This window comes from Pandoraea pnomenusa, from assembly GCF_040391475.1.
GTDB classification, from domain to species: domain Bacteria; phylum Pseudomonadota; class Gammaproteobacteria; order Burkholderiales; family Burkholderiaceae; genus Pandoraea; species Pandoraea pnomenusa_C.
Window position 1 is genome coordinate 88578 of record NZ_JBEBXS010000013.1, and the last position, 18960, is coordinate 107537.

An 18960-nucleotide genomic window follows, 5' to 3' on the forward strand; every position below is an offset into this window, starting at 1 on the left:
GGGATCGACGAGACGCATGCGCCACCACATACCGGTGGCGTTCAGTGGTAAGACCAATGAACGCAACACTACGCTCCCAACGTATGGCATGTCAACGGCACAGCGGCGCCTGCCGCACCGTTCGTCCTATGGAATTTCGCAGCGAATCGGCACTCGGAGTCAAAAGCACGCTCGCGGCAAATCGTTTGCCCATGCGCCTTTCGGCATCCCTTCATTGCGCTTGCCTGCCGACGGCGTGTCCACGTCTTTGTGTTGTCTGGGGGGGATTTTTCTGCGACCATGACTCGCCGCCCCGTCATTCTCATCGGGGCAACGTTCCCGCCGTCGCCTGATCTGCTGTATCTCGCGCCACACCCGTTTCCCGAATTCTGGAGTCTCCGACGATGTCCTCCTCAAAGACCGCCAAGCTGGGCCACTGGACCATGTACATGCCGCTTGTGGCCCTCGTTGTGCTTGCCATCGCCGGGTTCCTGCCCGAAGGTGCCGCCCTGACCGTCTGCGCGGCTGCGCTGGCCGGTGCCGTGTTCTCCGCCGTGCACCACGCCGAGACGGTCGCCCACAAAGTCGGCGAGCCGTTCGGTACGCTGGTGCTCGCGGTCGCGGTGACCATCATCGAAGTGGCGCTGATCGTCTCGGTCATGCTCTCCGGCGGCCCGGACAAGGCGGGGCTGGCACGCGACACGGTGTTCGCGGCCATCATGATCGTGTCGACCGGGATCGTCGGCTTATGTCTGCTGTTCGGTGGGGTGCGTCACCACACGCAGGGCTTTCACGTCGAAGGCGCGAGTGCCGCGCTGGCGGTGCTCTGCGCGCTGTCGGTCCTCACCCTGGTACTGCCCAACTACACAAGCTCGGTGCTCGGGCCGGGGCTCACCGAATCGCAACTGGCCTTCGAAGGCATGATCTCCCTCGTGCTGTATATGGTGTTCGTGTTCGTGCAGACGGTGAGCCATCGCGATTACTTCCTCGCCAAGGCACCGAGTGAAGAAGTCCACGTGCCGCCGCCGTCGCGCCGCACGGCCGTGCTCAGCCTCGGACTGCTGGTCGTGGCACTGTTGGCGGTGGTCGGCCTTGCCAAGAAGCTCTCGCCCGCCGTCGAACAGGCGGTCGCACAGGCAGGTGCACCGAAAGCGGTCGTGGGTATCGTGATTGCGGCATTGGTGCTGCTGCCGGAGGGATTGGCAGCCTTGCGTGCCGCGCGTGCCAACAAGATTCAGACGAGTTTGAATCTGGCACTGGGCTCGGCCCTGGCGAGTATCGGTCTGACGATCCCGACCGTGGCCGCCGTTTCGCTGTTGCTCGATCAGCAGATCGAACTCGGCCTTGCACCGAAGGAAACGGTGTTGCTGGCCGTCACGCTGCTCGTCGGGGTGATTACGCTGGGTACGGGGCGCACCACGGTGCTGCAAGGTGCCGTCCACCTGGTGCTCTTCGCGGCCTTTCTGTTCCTGGCAATCGTGCCCTGAACCCTTACCACGAGCCATGCGCCCGGGCCGACGCGTTGCGTCGTCGGCCAGACGCCGAAGCCCAGCGGCCGCTCAGGCCGTTCAAGCCTTCTTCTTGTCTTGCGTCGCGTTTTCGCTGACGGCCTGATCGGCATCGGCGGCGTTCGACTCGTCCGCAGGTGCGCCCAGCAATGCGCCGAGCAGCTTGCTGCCACCCGCAGTGCGCTTGCCTTGCGTGCCGACCTGTTTGCCGGTCGGCGGGCCACGACGCACACCGGCGTCGATCTTCAGGCCGCGGCGCTTCTGGATTTCAAATTTCGTTTGCGTCATGTTGCAGTCCGTTTGCAGTCGGTGATCGGCAGGCCTGCACGGCCCGCCGGGTCAGATTCCGTGATTCAGAGGTCGATGCCCAACGCCCCGTCGGCCGCGAGCGATCTCGCGAGCGCATGGGCGGCTTCGGTGGCGTCACTCGCCCAGCGATAAGCTTGCGGCGTGAGATGCGTGAGCGGCGGATCGAGCGTTTCGATGACGTCATCCACGTCACGCCAGCCGGTAAAGTGCACCACGCCGTGAAATTGTCCGTCCGGTGCGGGCGACGTCTCCGCCCAATAGTAGAAATTCTCTGCCAGCAGGCAGCCTTCGAAACCCATATCGCTCAATCGGAATCCCGCCAAATGGCGGAAAAGGCGGCATCGTAGCACGTCGCGTTGCGAGCGTCATATCGTCGCAAGGCAGTAGAATACGGCGACACAGCCCTACGACTCTTATTTTCGACACCACGATGTTCACCGGAATTGTTCAAGGCACGGCCACGCTGTCGTCCATCGAAGATCGCGACGGCATGCGCACGCTGGAACTCGCGTTTCCCGAAGGCTTCTGCGAAGATCTCACGCTCGGCGCCAGCGTCTCGGTCGACGGCGTGTGCCTGACGGTCACCCAACTACTCTCGCCCACGGCGGCGTCGTTCGACGTCATTCTCCAGAGCCTGAATGTCACCACGCTCGGCAGCTTCGGCACCGGCTCGCAGGTCAATGTCGAGCGCGCTGCCAAGGATGGCGCCGAAATCGGCGGCCATCCGCTCTCGGGGCATATCGATTTCTCGACCGAGATCATCAGTGTGCGCACGTCGGACACGAACCGCGTGCTGCGCATTGCGATTCCCGAAGCGTTCCGCAAGTATGTGTTCGCAAAGGGTTACATCGCGATCAACGGCGCGAGCCTCACCGTCTCGGAAGTCAACCGTCAGGAAGGCTGGTTCGAGGTGTGGCTGATCCCGGAAACGCGCCGCATGACGACGTTCGAAGCGAAACAGGCCGGCACCCGCGTGAATATCGAGATCGAACGCAGCACCCAGGTCGTGGTCGATACCGTGCGCGAAGCCGTGCAGGAAAGCCTGGGACGCCTGCAACCGGTGCTCGAAGCCTTGCTCAAGGAAAAGGGCCTCTCGCTCGACGACTTCGTCTCGGTGCCGCAATTGCCGACCGACGGCGGGCCGCATACCGCTGACAAACCGGCCGCGAAGGCCTGAGTCCGACGCTCATTACCGAAGGACAGACATGCAACTTGCCACCTGGAAGTTCCATGGCGGTCTCAGTGCGTCGCAAGGCGAATCAGAATTCTATGAAATCGGCCGTCCGGCAAGGAATTGCGGGCTCACTGAGACTCAGCCTGTCTCACCGTGGCTCACAATAAATGGGTAGCTAGGTGGGTAGCTAGGGCACGTATAATGCGCTGGCTACCCAACCTTCCCTATTCCCCATGGCCCGACAGTCCAATATCCTCGATGACGTCCAAATACGACGATGGGTCGCCAAAGGCGAGCCTGTGGCGAAGTCAGATGGAGACGGCCTGACATTCACCCTGTCGGCTGCGGGAACAGCCGCATGGGTGTTGCGCTACCGCATGGGGGCCGGGCGTCGAAAAGAAGTGACTCTGGGCAATTATCCAGACCTCACACTCGCCAATGCCCGCAAGGCAGCACGCGCACACCGAGTCGCGATCGACGAGGGCCGCGACCCAGCCGCAGAAAAGCAGTCGGCGAAGTCACGTTCGCTGGCAGCCTGGCAGGTGCGAACCCTTTGCGACGACTATGTCGAGAAGATCCTCGTCGCCCCCTTGGCCGACACAACAATCTACTACCGAAAGCACGATATCGAAGGCGCCCTGAAGACAAGGCTCGGCGCGATGGAGGTTCGCAACGTCACCCCGTCAGACATCGTGCACATGCTCGAGAGCTCCGGTCTCACTTGGACAGTAACGCGACGCCTGCTCACGTCTACGAAGCAGGTGTTCGCGCACGCGGTCGGCAAGCGGATGATCGACGTGAATCCGGCATCCGGAATCGACATTAAGGCAATTAAGGGCAAGCGGCCGCCGGTTCGAAAACGCATTATGTTGACCGAAGCAGAGCTGCGGGCCCTTCTGCCGACCATTGACGACACAATTGGACGGGCGAATGGCCTGATGTTCCGGCTGCTTCTCGCCACGTGCGTGCGTACACGCGAGCTCGCACGAGCCAAGGTCGTGGATATCGATTTCGACAGAGGGACTTGGCTCGTACAGTCTGAAAATGTGAAAACCAGAGAGGGATTTCTGGTGCCGGTCGCGCCGCAGGCCGCGGAATGGTTCCGGGAACTCGTGGCGCTCGCCGGAGACTCGCAATGGTTGCTGCCGGCGCGCACCGAGACTCGAAGACGCCGCTTAGGCGGTGACGCTCATGTAGGGCATACCACCTTGTGGGCAGCGTTTCAGCGAGCATTCCTTCGTAACGAAATGCCGGATGCGGTGCGAAGGTTCACCCCCCACGACACTCGAAGCACGGCCAAGGGCCACATGCGAAATATGGGGATCAGCAATGAAGTGTCCGAGCTGGCGCTCAATCACAAGATGCGCGGAATGGAAGCGATCTACGACGTGCGCGAAGAGATCCCAGAGAAGCGCAGTGCCATGGAACTCTGGGCTGCATTCGTCGATTCATGCACGACAGCGCAGCCTTGGAATGTAGTCGCATTCCAAGCGGCGTAACGGGGCGCCAAGAGCTGTGCTTTTATACAGAATCTTGTAATGGTTTACCACCAGCACCACGAGGGGGTGGCGTGCACGATCCGCGCAGCGTGAAAGCCACCTATGTCCCGCGGCGCGGGCTGAATGGACCCACTGTCTGAAGGTCCCCGGATAGGCACAATCACTAACAAGCGAAGTATTGCAATTGCGCGCGCGCAGCGAGAATATCTGCCGGACAAGCCGTAGGATTGGGGATGCTATGAAGGCGCGAGCAAGTTTGGGTGGCAAAGCAAGAGCCAAGAGCCTCACGGAAGAACAACGACGTGAAATTTCCAGAATCGGCGGCCTAGCCAGAACGGCGGGAATGTCCAAAAGTGAGAGAAGTGCGCTCGCTAGAATGGCCGCGCAAGTTCGATGGGCGAAGGTTCAGAAATGCGACTGAACGCCTTTTCTGAACGACCGTCGACTCGCTACGCAGTAGTGTGCGCGCCCACTATTCCGACACCGGGATGTAGGTTTTTGTGATGTGACTGGCGTCAGGCATCACAACCAGGCGTGCTTCGACTACCCGCGTGCCGTTGCGACGGGCGTGCACCGGCATTACGTAGACACAACCGAACACGCGCTGCACAACGGGAGCTGCATTTGGCTCAAACGGCCGCAACTGCATCGAAAGCAACCTATCGAGAATGAAGCCTCGAATGTCCTGCTCGGATGGTTCGGTAACGCCAATAGCTCGCGCAAACTCGTCGTGCGCAAACCGGCCAACGAGATCCACTGTCTCATCGAGATTAGCTTGAGCGGCGACTACCTTCATGTTTGCCTCTGCCAAGAAGTCAATGTCGAAATCCGCAGGGCTTGAGGGCGCACGTCCCTAGCGATCGTCGACCCATTCTTTAGCAAGCTTGGTAGCAAGTTCCAGTGCCCGCCTCTCTTCCGCGTTTATTGCGCCCCCAACCTGACATAGGCCATGGTCACGCATAAAACCGTCGGCAACCTTGAGAACTTCCGCGACACCGCGCCACGCACCACCAGGCGCCGGCATTGCAGTACAAACGATTCGGTACCCCTTATAAGGTAGCGACAACATCGTGGCCATCTTCACCAACTCCTCGCATAGTCAATGTCGGTAGGCCAGTCCTCTAGCTGTAGTGGCCCCTACTCGGCATTGGCATTCGCAATGACAGGGAATTCGGGCGCGTTAGGCACCCTTCCAGCTTGACGGTAAACAAACATAGAACATAAATCGCAAATCACAAGTGCTGTGTGTTTGAACAGCACTTGTGACAAATCACATCTCCTAGAAGACGGGACGCGCAGCAAAATCCTCGCTGGTACGCCAGCCGTCGCCCGTTTCGGCGAGTGTTCGAGGCGGAGTAGTCCTCATGGACTTCGTCCAGCGATTCACCGAGCGGCGCCGGTGTGCCGTAGTGCTCGCTGCACAACCTCCGGTCTGGTACGCGGTAGTTCGTGAACATGCGAAGCCCCCAGAAAATGCTTGACGATTCATTTCAGGAAACATATATTCCCACCAGGAAAACAAATTTCCCAAAAAAGGAAATCGAAATGGCTGAGCAATCGAATAATGCGACCTTCTCTACGGTGCTACTTCTTGTCCTGAAGGAGCTTCGACTTGAAGCTGGAATCCACCAGGGGCACGTCGCAGCACAGGCCGGCAAGACCCCCAGTGCCTGGACGAAAATTGAAAATGGTCAGTCGCCCCTTTCTGCCGACTCAATGTTCGGTGCATGTTCCGCATTGAGCGTACTGCCATCCTACGTGATGTCGCTCGTCGAGCGCGTCGTCCCAATTTTCAATCAGCACAACTGGTATTTTCAGACTCAAACCCTCGACGATGGCGAGGATGATCTGCTTCGCCTGATGTCTGCGTATTTCGGTAGCGAGGGTTACGACGCAATGAAGACGCGCCCGCACGAACGCGTGAGTATCCGTGCAGTCGCAGATCCATTCTCCCCAGCCAGCGTTCCCACTGTGATCCGCTATTGCACCGAACCACTCTACCGGGAGTGGTTTGATAATCACGCCGTGGCATACGTCCAACAACGCTTGAGCCAAGGCAAGGAAATGTGACCGAAAATGAAAAACGCCATTCGAGCGGCAACTCGAATGACGTCGGGTAAAAGGTGGTCAAACGCTCCTGACTACCTCTTGTGCAACTGCAACCGTAAGCGTTGCGCGTTGAAGTGTAGGCCAACTTTCATCGCGCATCAACAGTACAAGTTCAATCATCGGAGCATTCTGGAGTGAGGAACATGACTACCAGCGATGCACAGTACGACATCGTTTTCCGTCGTTTCCGTCGCACGAAGTCTGGTGCACTCCTTGATGCGCGTAAATTCGGCATCAAGGCGTGGCCAATCAAAGTGCCGCGGACGAAGTAAATCAGCCCTTCAATAGCTGCACCATCCGGCGACCATTCGGTCGCCGGTCTCATTGTCGAAACACTGCGTTTTTATACAGTATTCGTGCTAGTTTACCTCTCTCGAACCCACCCGAGGGAGGCTGCCATGCGAGATCCGTACACCACCAGATTCATTGTCGTCCCCTTTCGGAAGGGGGCTGGCGACGAGCTGTTGCCCGTTGAAGTCCGGCCAGCCAGCACGAGCGCCGGGGCGGTGCGCGTTGCTCATGGCATGCGCGAGCAGCATGTAGGTGTCGCCGCCTACGAGATCTCCGTCGACCCAGAGACGGTCGCGATGGATGCACCTACAGTGCTGTTCCAGCACGGACGGATTCCCGCACTCGATGAGCACGCGGCGGCGTAAGGTGTGGGTGCAGCATGCCGCTTCAATCACGCCCGTCGGATCTGACGATCGATCAACTGCGCAGCCTGTGGCTCACGAACAAGGATCCTGACTTACGCCGGGCCATTGAGGAAGTGGCGTTTCGGCGACAGGAAGCGGCACGCCGGGACAGGGTGCTGCTTGAGGTGGAGAGGCTATACGTGCTGATCCACCAAGCGTGGCGCGAAGAAGTCGGCGACACCCTGATCGCGTCGGAATGCCTTAAGGCGCTGCTCGGGCAGAATAAAGAGACGCGAGGCGAGTCACCGCGAATACCCGGCGCCCGGCCCCGGTGATCAGCCAAAAAGATAATTACTCATAGCTTTATCTGGCCTTTGATCCCTACTATTATCTTTTCTGATTTACCAATGAAGACAGAACAACGACCCGTCACCAAAAATTCCGGCTCGACCATCCGTCAGATATCCCCAGACGAAAGACGCGAGTTTGTCGCGTTAATACAGACTCAGTTTGATCGAATGGGCGATATCTCCTTAAATTCACTCTTTGAGTCGATCAAAACGCTTGTGCTCGCGCACGGCGCGGGAATGACTAGCGCTGCCGCGCTCGCTGGCATTTCCGGGAATGACCAGCCGGTCAGATCGGTAGCCTTTGCTGCACTCTTAATTTTCGCGATTGGATTGATTTCTGCAGCATTTGGCCTCTTCTTCAATTCAAAGCAAATTGCAGCAATGGCCGAAGGCATGAAGAATCGATTGAGCGACTTCTTGCAGGGCGAAGCAGGTCATATCTGGGTCACGGACGGGAAGCGCCCAGACGCGGCCGATCGGTGGGGTACCGCGTTTACGATTTCAGGATGGGGTTCCGCGATCATCTTCCTGATTGGCACAGCCTACCTCGGTTACGCTTTACGAAGCTTCTGGTTTTGATTTCGACTTGGGGATCCAGTGTGATGCACCGCCCAGGCGCACGCCCCAGTACATCAGCCACCGCCGCCACGTCGGCACGCACGTCACTGCAGACGCCTCGCGCAACACGCGGTCGGCCGTCTCGCGCGAGACCGGCTTCGTCGTGTAAAGCCAGTCGTGCACCACCGCGGCCTCATTCGAAGTCCCGCCGGTCAGCCAGTACACGATCGGCAGTCTCGGTACCGACGCGAGGTCGGTGACGAACCCGCGTGGCACCACGAAGGTCTCGTCGGCCACATCGGACTGATACACGAGCGCTCGCTTGAGCCGCCACCGGCCGTCATCGCATCCGGTGGCGTTCTCAATCACAAGCTTCGACAGGAAGCGGCTCATTTCACCGCCGTCGCCAGATCTTGCGGCCACGCGGCAATGGCGGCCGTCAGCAGGATCTGGGCCGTCGTCACACCCAGCACGATGCGATCCTGGTCCTGCAACGAAAGCGGCGATGCCTTCACCACGGTGATGAGCGCGGGAAGCCCTGCGCTCGCGAGCGTCTGAAGGTTCACGGCATCGACGCTCGAGCCCGCAGCGCACACGGCATTCACGACCGGCTGGGCATCAGCCAGCGCCTGCAGCGCGGCGTCGCTCATGCCGCTGACCTGCTGCAGCGAGGTGATGGCGACTTCGACCGGCGGACAGACACGGGCGGCCACTTGGGCCGGTGTGGGCACCGACTGCGTGGTCGTCGTGCAGGCTGCGAGGACGAGCGAGATCACGGCCGCGCACGCGGCCAGAATGGCAAAACGCTTCATGGTGATTTTATATGAACGCCTCCCGTTTGCGACGGTTTTTCGTATGCTCTGACTGCGACAGGATGGGTTGCAGCTTTATATCCGGGCTTGTTGCAGCCTGATACGCTGCGGCCCACCATGAAATCCGCTGACCCGCGCCTCATTTCCTTAACGAGCTCGAAGCTCATCCAACCATTCAGGTTTAGCGAGTCCCGGTCCGACCTGTCTTGTCATTGCATACGATTGCCAGCGCAACCTTTCGACGTGTCATCCTGTAAAAGTTGGTCTTTCTGCTACGCAGCACGCGCCTATCAAACCAGCTTCACGCTCACGTAACCCCTTTCGTATTGCCTGTCGTGCGCCAGAATCGCCCAGATCGTGCGGGCCATCCTGTTCGCTGATGCCACGACAGCTACATTCAGCGGCCGCCGTTTTTTGATTCCTTCGGCCCACGGCCCTGGCGCTTTCGCCAGACACAGCACGCTGCGCGCACCGTGGATCAACAGCTTGCGTAGATACATATCGCCTCGCTTACTGATTCCGTGCAGATTCACCTTGCCGCCTGTACCCGTTTGCCTCGGGACCAATCCAATCCAGGCCGCGAATTCACGCCCAGATTTGAACGTCTTCGCATCGCCCATCGTCGCAACAGCCGCCGTTGCCGTCAGCAGACCAACGCCCGGTATCGCCGCAATCGCTTTGCAGGCTTTGTCCTCTCTCATCCACGTCTGCAGACGTCGTTCGATGCCGGCAATCTGTTTATCCAGCTCCGCCAGCCCGTTCCATTGCTCGCGCAACGTGTCGATCAGAATCGCCGGCAGACGATCGACCAGTCGTTCCAGTACGACCGGTATCGCCTTGTCCAGCGCAGCCCGGCCTTTGCCCGTCACTTCGCCGTACTCGGTAAGCAGGCCGCGCAGGCCGTTGATCTGCATCGTCCGGAACTTCACCAACTGTTCGCGCATCCGGTGCAGTCCCAGCACCGCCTGCTGCGTTTCCGTCTTTACCGCAACCGATTTGCCTGCATGCTGCACGGCTAGCCAGATGGCTTTCGCATCGGCTGCGTCGTTCTTGTTGCTCATCACGAACGCCTTGACGAACTTCCCCGGCATCAGCTTCACCTCGTGGCCCATCGCCGTGAGCTTGCGGGCCCAGTGCTGCGAACCGCCACAGGCTTCCATGCCGATCACGCACGGTGCCAGATTTGCGAAGTGTTCAAGAAATGCAGCACGCTTTACCGGTTTATTTACGATCTCGCCCGTCTCTGCGTCGATGTAATGGAGCTGCATCACGTTCTTTGCAATGTCCACACCCACTGTCGTATGCTTCATTTCGGAGCCTCCGGTTTGCCAGGAAAACCTCTATGGTCTTCCATCTGGGCACTCTGATGCCGTTGGCCCGTGAGGCTCCGCCTTCGCCTTCTTTGCTGCCGGCTCCCACCGTTCACGGGTGGGAGGCGTTCATATCATTTCCTTACGGGGTGGAGAACTTGATGGCAGCGGCGGCCGCGTTGGCGACGGCCGACGAGATGCTGGAAGCAATGCCGCCACCGGCCGTGATCGGCGCACTGGCCGACACGCCGGTCTCGGCGAAATCGAGGGTGAATCCCTCGGGGGTATTGGTCACGCGCACGGTAACGGCGCCGACATCCTTGCTGCTTGAGACAGATGCCTGGCAGCAGACCAGCCGGCCGGCCGCGTCATAGAACGGACGGACTTCGTAGCGCGCGTTGCCCGCGCACGCGGCCAGCAGCAGACCAACCACGCATGCGAGAGCGACGCGGATCACTGGGGTGTGCCGGCGGTGGGCGCCGTGCCCTGCCCCTTGGCGACGGCACCGGCATGCACAACGCCGAGCGCGGCCAGCGCGGCACCGATCGCAGCGATGAAGCCTTCGACCGGCGTCTTACCGAACCAGGCGAACAGCCCCCAAACCGCGAGCAGCCCGCCGTAGCACAGCACCTTCGTGAGAGTGTTCATTTCGTCGTGTCCTTTTCGTGGTGGTGGATGAACTCGTCGGGCGTGAACTGGTAGCCGTCGACGGCGTACTTCTGCGCGACGAGCAGCGGGAACGGCAGCATGTGAATGCCCTCGCCCTTCCCCGTGTGGTGCTCTTTGCACAGCAGCATCCCGTTGACGGTCATGTCATCGACGAACCGATACGGGTCGAACGGCTGGGCGGCCAGAAAGCCATCCCAATCGAATGCCTGCGCGATCGGGCCCCACACGCCGGCGCGACAGTCTTCGGCCAATCGCGGCCAGTCGATCATGTTGGCGGTGCTGCGTTCGATCGGATGGTGATGTGCCTCGAGCGGGTGCCCGCTGTCCTGCTCGGTACCGCCGCAGACGAAGCACCTGCCGCCCTCACGTTCGATCAGGGCCAGGCGTGTGTGCGTGAACAGCGGCGTCGTGACGCGCGGGTCGTGGCCGGGCAGCAGCACGTCGACGGTCAGCGTCTCTCGCTCTTCGTGGGTGTCTGTCACCGACATGGCTCACCCTCTATCGCCGCGCATGAAACCGCCGGCCCGGCGCTTGAGCTGCAGTTCGATGAACTGCGCCCCGACCGTGCCCAGCACACTTCCGATGCCGAGCAATGCCAACGGCGGAATGTCCGGGATCTGGATCAGCACCACGCCGGCGATCATTGTTGTGGTCGCCCCCAATATCGTGCGGCCAGCGATGACGCGCGTCGTCAACACTTCATCGCTCACCAGAAGTTTCCCGAGTCCCATAGCAGCTCCCAACACAAGCAGGCCGATAACCGTCCAGAGTGTTTTGTGGTCTTCCATCAATGGTTCCCCGGTTACAAAGCAATGACGCCGCCCGCGCGCCGATAGGCGTCGAGCAGAGAGTCGAGCGTGTTTTCATGTTGGCCATAGCCGGCACCGGGCAGGCTCGCCCAGATGTTTCGGCACTTGGCGAAGGCAGCCGCAATGCGGCCGGCCAGAATGTCGGGCATGGCGCCCTGTTCCTTGATCTGCCGTAGAGCGATCAGGTCCTGGCTGCGCGGCGAGAAGTCCGTCAGGCGCAGTAACGGGCGGTACGCATCGAAGTAACGCGCGAGCAGTTGGTAGCGCCCCGCCGCCGTCGACTGCAGCGGCTCGCCGTTGACCATACGCGGCGCGCCGTTCTTGTCTCGGATCGTGACAAGGATGCGCGGGTGATCCTGATAGCTGGTGAAGAGCGTCGGCCGCTGCGGCGTGCCGCCGACGATGACGTCGTAGCCGTCGTCGGAATTGGCCAGCCCGACGGCGGTGTGTTCGCTCACCGCAAGCGTGTCGAGAAAGGCGAGCGCGTTCCTGCCGCCCGCTGTGGCAGCATCAATTCGTGGCATGGGATTCTCAGAAAAAGAAAAAACCACCCGAAGGTGGCCGTGTTGTAGAGCAGCATCCGATGCATTGACTCATCGCCGTCGCGTAGACGACGGGGCGTCACTCTTGAGGAGGTGCGGGCCAGAGCGACTGTGAGAATGAATCCAGCCGATTCCGCAAAAACTCTCGATACCGAGGATCCGAGGTTTCAATCTCGACAACATGTGGATGCCCCTCTTCGGGAGGCTGGCTCGCGTAAAGCGCAATTGGGGTCACCTGGTCATCACTGTCATATTCGATAAACACGTTCATGATCCATCCCCTTTAGAAGTCGTAACCGGAAACATTCATCGAAATCGCCGGCGTGCCACTACCGCCGCCCTTCCAGTAGAGAGTTTGGGCAGTGACGATAGGCAATGAGCCGGTACTCGCGAGCGTATTGCCCGTGCCCGGGACAAAGGAACCCGAGACGTAAATCACGCCGAATTCTGCAGATGCGCCGCTGAACTGGATGCTTGAAGCGCTATTAGCGGTTGTGTTCCCGAGGAGTCCAGTGACATATGCCCTCTTTGCGTTGAGCGGAGCGGCAGCAGCAATCGAGAATGAGGTATAGGCCGCCTGGTATGCAGTGGCACTCATTACGGCAATTCCTGCGGTGTCGACGTGCCGATCCTTGACCGAAACCGGGCTGAACTGGCCGGACGCGTTCGTCGGCACGGTAGCAACCAATGCTGACGCCGTGAACCCCGCCGGGGCGGCTGCACCGGCGTAGATTTCCGGCGCCACCACGGACGTGCAATTCACGATGCGTCGCAGCGTTGCCTGCGTCGTGGGATTGAACAGCCGGTAGCACGCCACGAAGCCGTTCGTCGGCGCACTGCCCGTGTCCATGTCAGTCGCAAGGTTGAACGTGTCATTCACGTTCGCGAGGGCATAGCGCAACCCGCCCAGTGCCGTTTCGACGATCAGCTCGTCGGCCGTGTATGTCGCGGTGCTCGAAGCAACCGTGACGACCATCCGCGCGTTTCGGGACATGCCAACGACGCCAACGGACTGGCCGACAAGGGTGTAGCGCACATCGCCGCTTGCCTGGCTGATCTTCTGCGTGAGCGTCTCGTTCAGGATCGGCGCACCGGCGTACGGGGTGATATTGCCCGCCGTGATCGTCGACTGACCGTTTGCGACCGTCACGACCCATAATCCCGTCCACCCGGCGTCCGGCACGGGCGTGACTTGGGTTCCCGTTGCGGCTGCGATACCGGCCTTCGGCTGAATGGCCACGACGCCTTTGCGGAACGTGTTGCTGGTCTGGCCGGTGTTGTTCGGCCCCTGCCACGGCTGCGACGGGTTCGACGAGTTGTAGAACTGCAGCACCACCGGCGCCGCACTACCAGTCGTCGGGTCAAGACTGACGTCAAGATCCTGATACTGGACCTGAATCAGGTAGTTGATGGCCTGTCCGCCCGTCGGCGGCGGTGCACACGAAACAAGCACCGGATCGAGCGAAATGCCTTGCTTGATGATCTGATGCGTGGTGTCGGCCGGCAGCGTACCGTAGGCCGTCGCCTCAAGCGGCCCAAGCGCATAGATCTCGCCGGCCCCGATCGTCACCTGCAACGATGCCGGCGAAGTCGGGGTGCACGGCAACCCGTTCGCGATCGGCGACGTGCCGAGCACTGCGGCGGCCAGCTTTCCCAGCGCCACCATATTGTCCTGCGCCGGCTTCGTAAAGAACCACTCGTAGATGGACTGCCCGATTTGGGTGATAACTCGATTCAAGGATTGCCCCCGAAATGAAAAAAGGCCGCATACAGCGGCCCGGGTTGTCGGAACGGTTCTCGGTGGCTACTGAATGGCAAGCCACATGACGGTGCCCACAGGCTTGACCGCGTTCACCGCCGCGTAGATGTCAGCGTCGGAAGCCGATGTGTTGGTGTACGTGCCCGAGTTGGTGTAAGAAGCCGCCAGTGGCGTGTTCAGCGCGGACCGCGATGGCGCTTGGCAATACGCTGCGCCAGCGCTGCCGCCAGTAGCTGCCGGGCGAAATGCCGTGATCATCGCCGTGTACGGCACCGCCAGCGACCCCATGCGGGCGACGCCGCAGTAACCCGCAGAGGTCGGCGAGTTGAGCGCGCCCGTGTCCTTCGGCCGGCTCGGCTCGAAAATTATCGGTGCCCGTCCCGTGACGTCTCTGATCACCTGGACCATTGCCGGCCTGGTGCCCTTGCCTCGCAGCAAGTTGATCACGATCCGGATTCGGAAGGAGTCGTCGGACTGCCCGGGCTCGCGCAGCAGCGCAGGACCGAAAAAATCCCACGCAATCATGTCGAGCCACCCGTCCGTGGCCGTAGCGATACGCGTCTGCAACTTCGCGTATGCCCACAACGAGTAGACGAAGCTCAGGCCATAGGCAATGCCGTTCAGCAACGCGTCAAGGATCAGCGCAACACCCGGGAACCAACTGTTGGGCAGCAACGCACGAACGCGCTGGAACATGTCCTGTTGATCGCCAATCATCACGTCACCTGTACCGTGCCGGCCTTGATCGTCTGCTGCGACGTCGCGGTCAGATCTGACGTGCCACCGTTGAGCGTCACGCCGGTGACGTTCGTCACCCCATCTGAGGCGGCGTACGCGATCTGCGCCAGACGCGTGTAGCTGAGCGACACCCCCAGCCCCAGCGAGTTGATGTAGTTCTGGATGGCAGCGGTCACAAGCGCCACCGTCGCAGCGTGGTCGTACCCGACGGCCGTCGAGATGATCATGACCACATTGGCCGTGACAGTGTTCGGACCGAAGACACCGTAGGTGACGGACAACGGGCGAACGTCTTCGATCGCGTTCGCGGCAGACGCCAGCAGTGTCTCCGACGGCGCCCCCGTTCCATCATCCACGATCACGTAGAAAAATCCCGGTTGCCAAAGGCCGCTGCGCTGCTGGTTCTCGGTGACTGTCGCGCTCACGTTCTGTTGCAGCGACAGCACCGCGTATAGAACCGCCGCCTTCGTGGCCTTCGACAGACTGTTGATGTACGCGATGAATCGCGTGCGCAAGGAAGGATCAGATTCAGCGTCCGCGCCATTGAGAAACGCCGCCGCATTGGTAACCGTATCGATGCCCGGCATCCCCTGAACAATCGTGTTCGCGGCGCCAGTGACAATGTTCCCGCCCGTGCCCGGCGTCTGTGCTAGCACGGGCACCGTCACCGCCTGGACACCGGCGGCCAGCACATAGCCGCCTTGCGTCGAGTCATAGGCAAGATTCGTCGCGTCGAGGGTCACCGCGAACGTCTGTGTGCCGTCGCCCGTCTGAACGAGAGCATCGACGGGAACCAGGCCGTTCAATGTGGGCGTGAAGCGCGCGAACGTCACCAGCCCGCTCGCCGCAACCGCAGGTATCCGCGTCACGCCGAAATCAGCCATCCACGTGTCGAGGTCGGAACCGCTCGAAGTTGCTGCCCGGGTGATGACGAGCAACTGCAAAATCAGTGATTGCAGCCACAGTGCGACCGAGGCGGTGGCTTCCACCACCGCGCGAAGCGTCGACCCGATTGTCAGGTCGATGAGCGTCGATGCCGAACCCTGGATTGCCGTCACCTGCTCGCGCACGAGCGTCACGAAGTCTTTCGTGGAAATGGTCATTGATTCACGTTGAAACTGAGGGTGGCGGGCTGACCGGTCTGCCGGTCGGTGTATCGAATCGAGACGCTGACGCCATTCGCGATTTTCAGCACGTCGATCACCGGGGCCGGCTGACGCGCGACTGCGTTTTCTCTAAGGATCTGGCCGCGAATCTTGGCCCGGATACGACCGACGTCCACCGTTCGCCCTACTTCGCGCGGCAGGCCGGCGCCGTAGTCCAAATGGAAGATGTAATCGCCGGGTTCAGGCGGCGTACCCCCGACGGCAGGCCCAAGCGGGTTGGTCATCAGCCGGCGCAGAATGCGCTGCTGGGTCAGGTTTGCGCCATCGACAGGCAGCAGATCCCCGGAGGCTGAGACCATCAGGTCAGAGCCCCACATGTGATTCAAATCGCTCATCAGGAAGCCTTGACGGTCGACGTCATGTGCGCCGAGTTCATTTGCTGGTTCGGCGCTGCGGTTACGGACCCGGTTTCGTTGTGGGTATGACCGTTGAACAACGCCATGAACGCCGAAGTGACGATCGAAAGAAGTGACTGGCCTGCCGCGCCGAGATTGATGGCCGGTGCAGTAACGTTCGCCTGTCCACCCGCCTGCACATTCACGTTTCCGGTTGCTTGGATCATGATCGTCGGCGCGGTCGCGTCGATTTCCACCTGGCTGTTGATAGCGACCTTGCCGTCATTCGTCATTTTCATGAACGCGCCGGACTTGTGGACCATCCAGTACTCGCCGGACGGCACCGGCATCGGCTGATCGACATCGTTGAAGAAGCGGGCGACGATCTTCGGCGTCTCGGCGTTGCCCTGGATGAAATCGACCTGCACCGCATCGCCAATCGACGGCGCGAACACAACGCCCCACCCCGCGCCAACGGCCGCCGCCGCGAGTTGAATCCAACCGGTCTCCGTCTCTTCTTCAGGCTGCAGGCGCACTTTTACAGCGTGCGCGTCCGGGTCGTAACTGCTGATCGTCCCGTCGCGCGATTCCGAGCGCGTGCCGGCATTCATCTGCGCTAACCCGCGCATCGCGTTCGCAAGCGCGTGAGGGTTCATAGGGTCACCGTCGAATCAGGGGCATGGTTCTTCGCGTTCACGGACATCACATACCCGTCCGACATGTTCATGCTCATCCGTCGCACTACGCTATCCGGGAAATATCGTTGATCCCAATCAGTGTCTGTACCGGCGACCTCGATCATCGTCGTCACACGAAGCAGCGGATCGGCTGGCATGCGCGCAACCAGTTTCATCTCATGAGCAATGAGTTCATCGTAGATCTTCTGGGCTCGCTGCAACGCCTGTTCCTGCGTGAGACCCGGGATCGTGTAGCTGAAGATCTGAGCGCCGCCGAACGGCTTGGCTTTCCCGGCCTGTGTCGTCTTGGCCTTGCTCGGATATGAGACGGTGAAGCCCTTCTTTTGCTTTGCGTTCCACGTCCGGACGACCACCTGGATGCCGCGAGATACGGTCAGCGCGCGCGTGAACTTCAAGTCGACGGCGTTCGCTTCCGGGTAGCCCCTGCTGTCGTCCGGCGGCGACCACTGGATCAGGTACGGCGTCGATTCGGGGTCGGTCTTCGGCCCGAAGTGCAGCTCCCTCCCGCTGACGTACACGACGAAACCCTCGATGTGGGCCAAATACGTGAGCACGTCCCACTCGCTGCGCTGGTCGGTCAAATTCACGTGATCGATCTCGTAGTACTTGCCGACCTTGTTGCTCGTCGCCGTCACTACCGGCGTCAGGCCGTGGCGTCTGGCAAGTTGCGTGGCGATTTGCGACGCGGTCAGGTTCGGCCACTTCTCGGTCGTCTTCGCGTCGATGAATACCGACGTGAGATCACGACCGACGAGTTCGATGGTCCCTGCAACGATGTCGAAATCGATGTCGTCGACACGGCCGTACAGCTCGCTGGTCAGGTCCGTCAGGCTGTAACGCTCCGGGTCATCGGGATAGCCGCCAAACAGTTCGACCAACATGTCGGCTTGCGCGGAGAACCACCGTTTGTCACGATCCGGCGGCAACCTGTCGACGATGAACGTCACGCGGAACGTGTCGGCCGAATAGTAGCTGTTGGATTCCGCCTCCCAACCGACCCATCCCGTGATCAGCGTATCGTTGAGCTTCACCGCCCCGCGCGGTCGGCTGGCGACTGGCGCCAGCGGCACTGGGTTGATGCTACGCATTGAACACTCCACCGGTCGGCACGTTGTACGGCGGGATCTTCACCGAGTTCACGCCCATCAAGGTCGGATCAGTGATGCCGTTCGCCGCCGCGATCGTCGTCCAGCCCATTGCGTCGCCATACTCGTTCGCCGCCACGCGGTACAAGTTGCCGCCGGCGAGCGCGACGCTTTTCGTTCCTGCATTGATCGTTCCGAGGTTCGTCCCAAGCCGACCAGCCACCGTATTGAGTTGGACCAGCACGGGCAACTGCGTGGCGGCCGTCACTTGGCGGGTCAACCGGCTGATGTTCTGGGAAATCGGATTGTTCGGCAGGATCCCGCCCAGCGTGGTGACGTTCAGCAGCGTGTTGTTCGTCGACGCGATCAACGTCTGCACGCGCGAGCGCACTGCGTTGAGCGGCTGCAGCACGCCGTTGATCGTGCTTTGCGCTGCTTTCGCAAAGCTCGACACGGTGCTGATTGCCGTGTTGAGGCCGCCGACCAGCGACGACAGCGGCCCGTCGCCGATCAGATCGCTCAGCCCGTTGATGGTCAATAGATCGTCATTCACCAGGTCATCGATCCCCGCGTCGGGCACGTCGCGCACTGAGCGCGTGAGATCCTCGACCACCTCGCAACTGATCCGGTACGGCATTTGGTGCCAACGCTCGAAGTCGGCGACAAATTCGCGGATGACGACCAGGTAGTACAGCTCGGACCAGATCAGCTCGAGTTCCTGCCCCGACTCTTTCAACGTCTTCAGATACAGCGCCCGCTCAAGCGCCATCGAGCCGAACAGCAGGCCCGACCACGAAAGGGGCATCGGGTCGTCGCCCATTGCCTGTACGTGCCGCACGCCGCCGACCATCTTGTGGACGACAAGCGCCTGCTGGCCGCCGAAGGATATGTGCTCGGGAACCTCGGTGCGCGCGAA

General features: G+C 60.8%; 26 protein-coding genes. 8 read left to right on the plus strand and 18 right to left on the minus strand.

The features are described from left to right. The first annotated feature begins 383 nt into the window (after window positions 1-383). Window positions 384-1466: a calcium:cation antiporter gene (locus ABWO90_RS15305; RefSeq protein ID WP_353192079.1), complete on the plus strand. Its 1083-nt coding sequence runs from the start codon at window positions 384-386 to the stop codon at window positions 1464-1466. Window positions 1467-1547: 81 nt separating this feature from the next. On the opposite strand, the gene ABWO90_RS15310 is transcribed toward ABWO90_RS15305, so the two are convergent. Continuing rightward, complete coding sequence (locus ABWO90_RS15310; RefSeq protein ID WP_353192080.1) at window positions 1548-1775, minus strand: hypothetical protein; 228 nt, start codon at window positions 1773-1775, stop codon at window positions 1548-1550. 65 nt (window positions 1776-1840) lie between these two features. After that, a complete protein-coding gene (locus ABWO90_RS15315) occupies window positions 1841-2104 on the minus strand; it encodes a hypothetical protein (RefSeq protein ID WP_353192081.1) in 264 nt (87 codons plus the stop codon). 122 nt (window positions 2105-2226) lie between these two features. Between ABWO90_RS15315 and ABWO90_RS15320 the strand changes: the two genes are divergently transcribed. Next, window positions 2227-2973 (plus strand): riboflavin synthase subunit alpha, encoded by a 747-nt coding sequence (locus tag ABWO90_RS15320; RefSeq protein ID WP_353192082.1) that lies wholly within the window; start codon window positions 2227-2229, stop codon window positions 2971-2973. Window positions 2974-3203: 230 nt separating this feature from the next. Continuing rightward, a complete protein-coding gene (locus ABWO90_RS15325; protein WP_353192083.1) occupies window positions 3204-4469 on the plus strand; it encodes a tyrosine-type recombinase/integrase in 1266 nt (421 codons plus the stop codon). Between the two features lie 472 nt (window positions 4470-4941). On the opposite strand, the gene ABWO90_RS15330 is transcribed toward ABWO90_RS15325, so the two are convergent. Continuing rightward, on the minus strand, window positions 4942-5265 hold the full coding sequence (locus ABWO90_RS15330; RefSeq protein ID WP_353192084.1) for a hypothetical protein: 324 nt from the start codon (window positions 5263-5265) through the stop codon (window positions 4942-4944). A 677-nt stretch (window positions 5266-5942) separates the two neighbouring features. On the opposite strand from ABWO90_RS15330, the gene ABWO90_RS15335 reads away from it, so the two are divergent. The 5 genes from ABWO90_RS15335 to ABWO90_RS15355 all read left to right on the plus strand — a co-directional run bounded on the left by ABWO90_RS15335 (window position 5943) and on the right by ABWO90_RS15355 (window position 8142). Further along, window positions 5943-6539: a helix-turn-helix domain-containing protein gene (locus tag ABWO90_RS15335; RefSeq protein WP_353192085.1), complete on the plus strand. Its 597-nt coding sequence runs from the start codon at window positions 5943-5945 to the stop codon at window positions 6537-6539. Window positions 6540-6721: 182 nt separating this feature from the next. Then, window positions 6722-6850: a hypothetical protein gene (locus ABWO90_RS15340; RefSeq protein ID WP_353192086.1), complete on the plus strand. Its 129-nt coding sequence runs from the start codon at window positions 6722-6724 to the stop codon at window positions 6848-6850. A 126-nt stretch (window positions 6851-6976) separates the two neighbouring features. Beyond that, entirely contained in the window at window positions 6977-7234 is a 258-nt protein-coding gene (locus ABWO90_RS15345; RefSeq protein WP_353192087.1) for a hypothetical protein, read from the plus strand. A gap of 14 nt (window positions 7235-7248) precedes the next feature. Beyond that, window positions 7249-7548 carry a hypothetical protein gene (locus tag ABWO90_RS15350; protein WP_353192088.1) on the plus strand — a complete coding sequence of 100 codons (300 nt, stop codon included), beginning with the start codon at window positions 7249-7251 and terminating at the stop codon, window positions 7546-7548. Between the two features lie 72 nt (window positions 7549-7620). Further along, window positions 7621-8142 (plus strand): hypothetical protein, encoded by a 522-nt coding sequence (locus ABWO90_RS15355; protein ID WP_353192089.1) that lies wholly within the window; start codon window positions 7621-7623, stop codon window positions 8140-8142. Here ABWO90_RS15355 and ABWO90_RS15360 read toward each other — a convergent pair. From ABWO90_RS15360 to ABWO90_RS15430, 15 genes are all read right to left on the minus strand, one after another. Then, on the minus strand, window positions 8122-8514 hold the full coding sequence (locus tag ABWO90_RS15360; RefSeq protein WP_353192090.1) for a DUF1353 domain-containing protein: 393 nt from the start codon (window positions 8512-8514) through the stop codon (window positions 8122-8124). The two genes, ABWO90_RS15355 and ABWO90_RS15360, sit on opposite strands and share 21 nt — an antisense overlap. Next, entirely contained in the window at window positions 8511-8933 is a 423-nt protein-coding gene (locus ABWO90_RS15365) for a hypothetical protein (protein WP_353192091.1), read from the minus strand. Before ABWO90_RS15365 ends, ABWO90_RS15360 begins: the two co-directional genes overlap by 4 nt. A gap of 290 nt (window positions 8934-9223) precedes the next feature. Beyond that, on the minus strand, window positions 9224-10243 hold the full coding sequence (locus ABWO90_RS15370) for an IS110 family RNA-guided transposase (RefSeq protein ID WP_353192092.1): 1020 nt from the start codon (window positions 10241-10243) through the stop codon (window positions 9224-9226). Between the two features lie 142 nt (window positions 10244-10385). Continuing rightward, entirely contained in the window at window positions 10386-10700 is a 315-nt protein-coding gene (locus ABWO90_RS15375) for a hypothetical protein (RefSeq protein WP_353192093.1), read from the minus strand. Next, complete coding sequence (locus ABWO90_RS15380; RefSeq protein WP_353192094.1) at window positions 10697-10891, minus strand: hypothetical protein; 195 nt, start codon at window positions 10889-10891, stop codon at window positions 10697-10699. Before ABWO90_RS15380 ends, ABWO90_RS15375 begins: the two co-directional genes overlap by 4 nt. After that, a complete protein-coding gene (locus tag ABWO90_RS15385; RefSeq protein ID WP_353192095.1) occupies window positions 10888-11400 on the minus strand; it encodes a hypothetical protein in 513 nt (170 codons plus the stop codon). Before ABWO90_RS15385 ends, ABWO90_RS15380 begins: the two co-directional genes overlap by 4 nt. Window positions 11401-11403: 3 nt before the next feature. Then, the gene (locus ABWO90_RS15390; RefSeq protein ID WP_353192096.1) at window positions 11404-11700 is read right to left on the minus strand and encodes a phage holin family protein; all 297 of its coding nucleotides are present in this window, start codon (window positions 11698-11700) and stop codon (window positions 11404-11406) included. 14 nt (window positions 11701-11714) lie between these two features. Then, window positions 11715-12245: a glycoside hydrolase family 24 protein gene (locus ABWO90_RS15395; RefSeq protein ID WP_353192097.1), complete on the minus strand. Its 531-nt coding sequence runs from the start codon at window positions 12243-12245 to the stop codon at window positions 11715-11717. Window positions 12246-12546: 301 nt separating this feature from the next. After that, window positions 12547-14001 (minus strand): hypothetical protein, encoded by a 1455-nt coding sequence (locus ABWO90_RS15400; protein WP_353192098.1) that lies wholly within the window; start codon window positions 13999-14001, stop codon window positions 12547-12549. Window positions 14002-14067: 66 nt separating this feature from the next. Next, entirely contained in the window at window positions 14068-14739 is a 672-nt protein-coding gene (locus tag ABWO90_RS15405; RefSeq protein WP_353192099.1) for a UCP028438 family phage-derived protein, read from the minus strand. Continuing rightward, complete coding sequence (locus ABWO90_RS15410; RefSeq protein ID WP_353192100.1) at window positions 14739-15863, minus strand: baseplate J/gp47 family protein; 1125 nt, start codon at window positions 15861-15863, stop codon at window positions 14739-14741. The genes ABWO90_RS15405 and ABWO90_RS15410 overlap by 1 nt, the downstream gene beginning before the upstream one ends. Beyond that, on the minus strand, window positions 15860-16261 hold the full coding sequence (locus ABWO90_RS15415; protein ID WP_353192101.1) for a phage tail protein: 402 nt from the start codon (window positions 16259-16261) through the stop codon (window positions 15860-15862). Before ABWO90_RS15415 ends, ABWO90_RS15410 begins: the two co-directional genes overlap by 4 nt. Continuing rightward, window positions 16261-16917, minus strand: a complete 657-nt coding sequence (locus ABWO90_RS15420) for a phage baseplate assembly protein V (RefSeq protein ID WP_353192102.1) — start codon at window positions 16915-16917, stop codon at window positions 16261-16263. The genes ABWO90_RS15415 and ABWO90_RS15420 overlap by 1 nt, the downstream gene beginning before the upstream one ends. Then, window positions 16914-18047, minus strand: a complete 1134-nt coding sequence (locus tag ABWO90_RS15425; RefSeq protein WP_353192103.1) for a phage late control D family protein — start codon at window positions 18045-18047, stop codon at window positions 16914-16916. Before ABWO90_RS15425 ends, ABWO90_RS15420 begins: the two co-directional genes overlap by 4 nt. Next, entirely contained in the window at window positions 18040-18894 is an 855-nt protein-coding gene (locus ABWO90_RS15430; protein ID WP_353192104.1) for a hypothetical protein, read from the minus strand. Before ABWO90_RS15430 ends, ABWO90_RS15425 begins: the two co-directional genes overlap by 8 nt. Window positions 18895-18960: the final 66 nt, after the last annotated feature.

Coding starts and splice junctions, on each gene's coding strand:
- ABWO90_RS15305 (WP_353192079.1), top strand. CDS start 384: ATGTCCTCCTCAAAGACCGCCAAGCTGGGCCACTGGACCATGTACATG.
- ABWO90_RS15310 (WP_353192080.1), bottom strand. CDS start 1,775: ATGACGCAAACGAAATTTGAAATCCAGAAGCGCCGCGGCCTGAAGATC.
- ABWO90_RS15320 (WP_353192082.1), top strand. CDS start 2,227: ATGTTCACCGGAATTGTTCAAGGCACGGCCACGCTGTCGTCCATCGAA.
- ABWO90_RS15325 (WP_353192083.1), top strand. CDS start 3,204: ATGGCCCGACAGTCCAATATCCTCGATGACGTCCAAATACGACGATGG.
- ABWO90_RS15330 (WP_353192084.1), bottom strand. CDS start 5,265: ATGAAGGTAGTCGCCGCTCAAGCTAATCTCGATGAGACAGTGGATCTC.
- ABWO90_RS15335 (WP_353192085.1), top strand. CDS start 5,943: ATGCTTGACGATTCATTTCAGGAAACATATATTCCCACCAGGAAAACA.
- ABWO90_RS15340 (WP_353192086.1), top strand. CDS start 6,722: ATGACTACCAGCGATGCACAGTACGACATCGTTTTCCGTCGTTTCCGT.
- ABWO90_RS15345 (WP_353192087.1), top strand. CDS start 6,977: ATGCGAGATCCGTACACCACCAGATTCATTGTCGTCCCCTTTCGGAAG.
- ABWO90_RS15350 (WP_353192088.1), top strand. CDS start 7,249: ATGCCGCTTCAATCACGCCCGTCGGATCTGACGATCGATCAACTGCGC.
- ABWO90_RS15355 (WP_353192089.1), top strand. CDS start 7,621: ATGAAGACAGAACAACGACCCGTCACCAAAAATTCCGGCTCGACCATC.
- ABWO90_RS15360 (WP_353192090.1), bottom strand. CDS start 8,514: ATGAGCCGCTTCCTGTCGAAGCTTGTGATTGAGAACGCCACCGGATGC.
- ABWO90_RS15365 (WP_353192091.1), bottom strand. CDS start 8,933: ATGAAGCGTTTTGCCATTCTGGCCGCGTGCGCGGCCGTGATCTCGCTC.
- ABWO90_RS15370 (WP_353192092.1), bottom strand. CDS start 10,243: ATGAAGCATACGACAGTGGGTGTGGACATTGCAAAGAACGTGATGCAG.
- ABWO90_RS15380 (WP_353192094.1), bottom strand. CDS start 10,891: ATGAACACTCTCACGAAGGTGCTGTGCTACGGCGGGCTGCTCGCGGTT.
- ABWO90_RS15385 (WP_353192095.1), bottom strand. CDS start 11,400: ATGTCGGTGACAGACACCCACGAAGAGCGAGAGACGCTGACCGTCGAC.
- ABWO90_RS15390 (WP_353192096.1), bottom strand. CDS start 11,700: ATGGAAGACCACAAAACACTCTGGACGGTTATCGGCCTGCTTGTGTTG.
- ABWO90_RS15395 (WP_353192097.1), bottom strand. CDS start 12,245: ATGCCACGAATTGATGCTGCCACAGCGGGCGGCAGGAACGCGCTCGCC.
- ABWO90_RS15405 (WP_353192099.1), bottom strand. CDS start 14,739: ATGATTGGCGATCAACAGGACATGTTCCAGCGCGTTCGTGCGTTGCTG.
- ABWO90_RS15410 (WP_353192100.1), bottom strand. CDS start 15,863: ATGACCATTTCCACGAAAGACTTCGTGACGCTCGTGCGCGAGCAGGTG.
- ABWO90_RS15415 (WP_353192101.1), bottom strand. CDS start 16,261: ATGAGCGATTTGAATCACATGTGGGGCTCTGACCTGATGGTCTCAGCC.
- ABWO90_RS15420 (WP_353192102.1), bottom strand. CDS start 16,917: ATGAACCCTCACGCGCTTGCGAACGCGATGCGCGGGTTAGCGCAGATG.
- ABWO90_RS15425 (WP_353192103.1), bottom strand. CDS start 18,047: ATGCGTAGCATCAACCCAGTGCCGCTGGCGCCAGTCGCCAGCCGACCG.
- ABWO90_RS15430 (WP_353192104.1), bottom strand. CDS start 18,894: ATGGTCGGCGGCGTGCGGCACGTACAGGCAATGGGCGACGACCCGATG.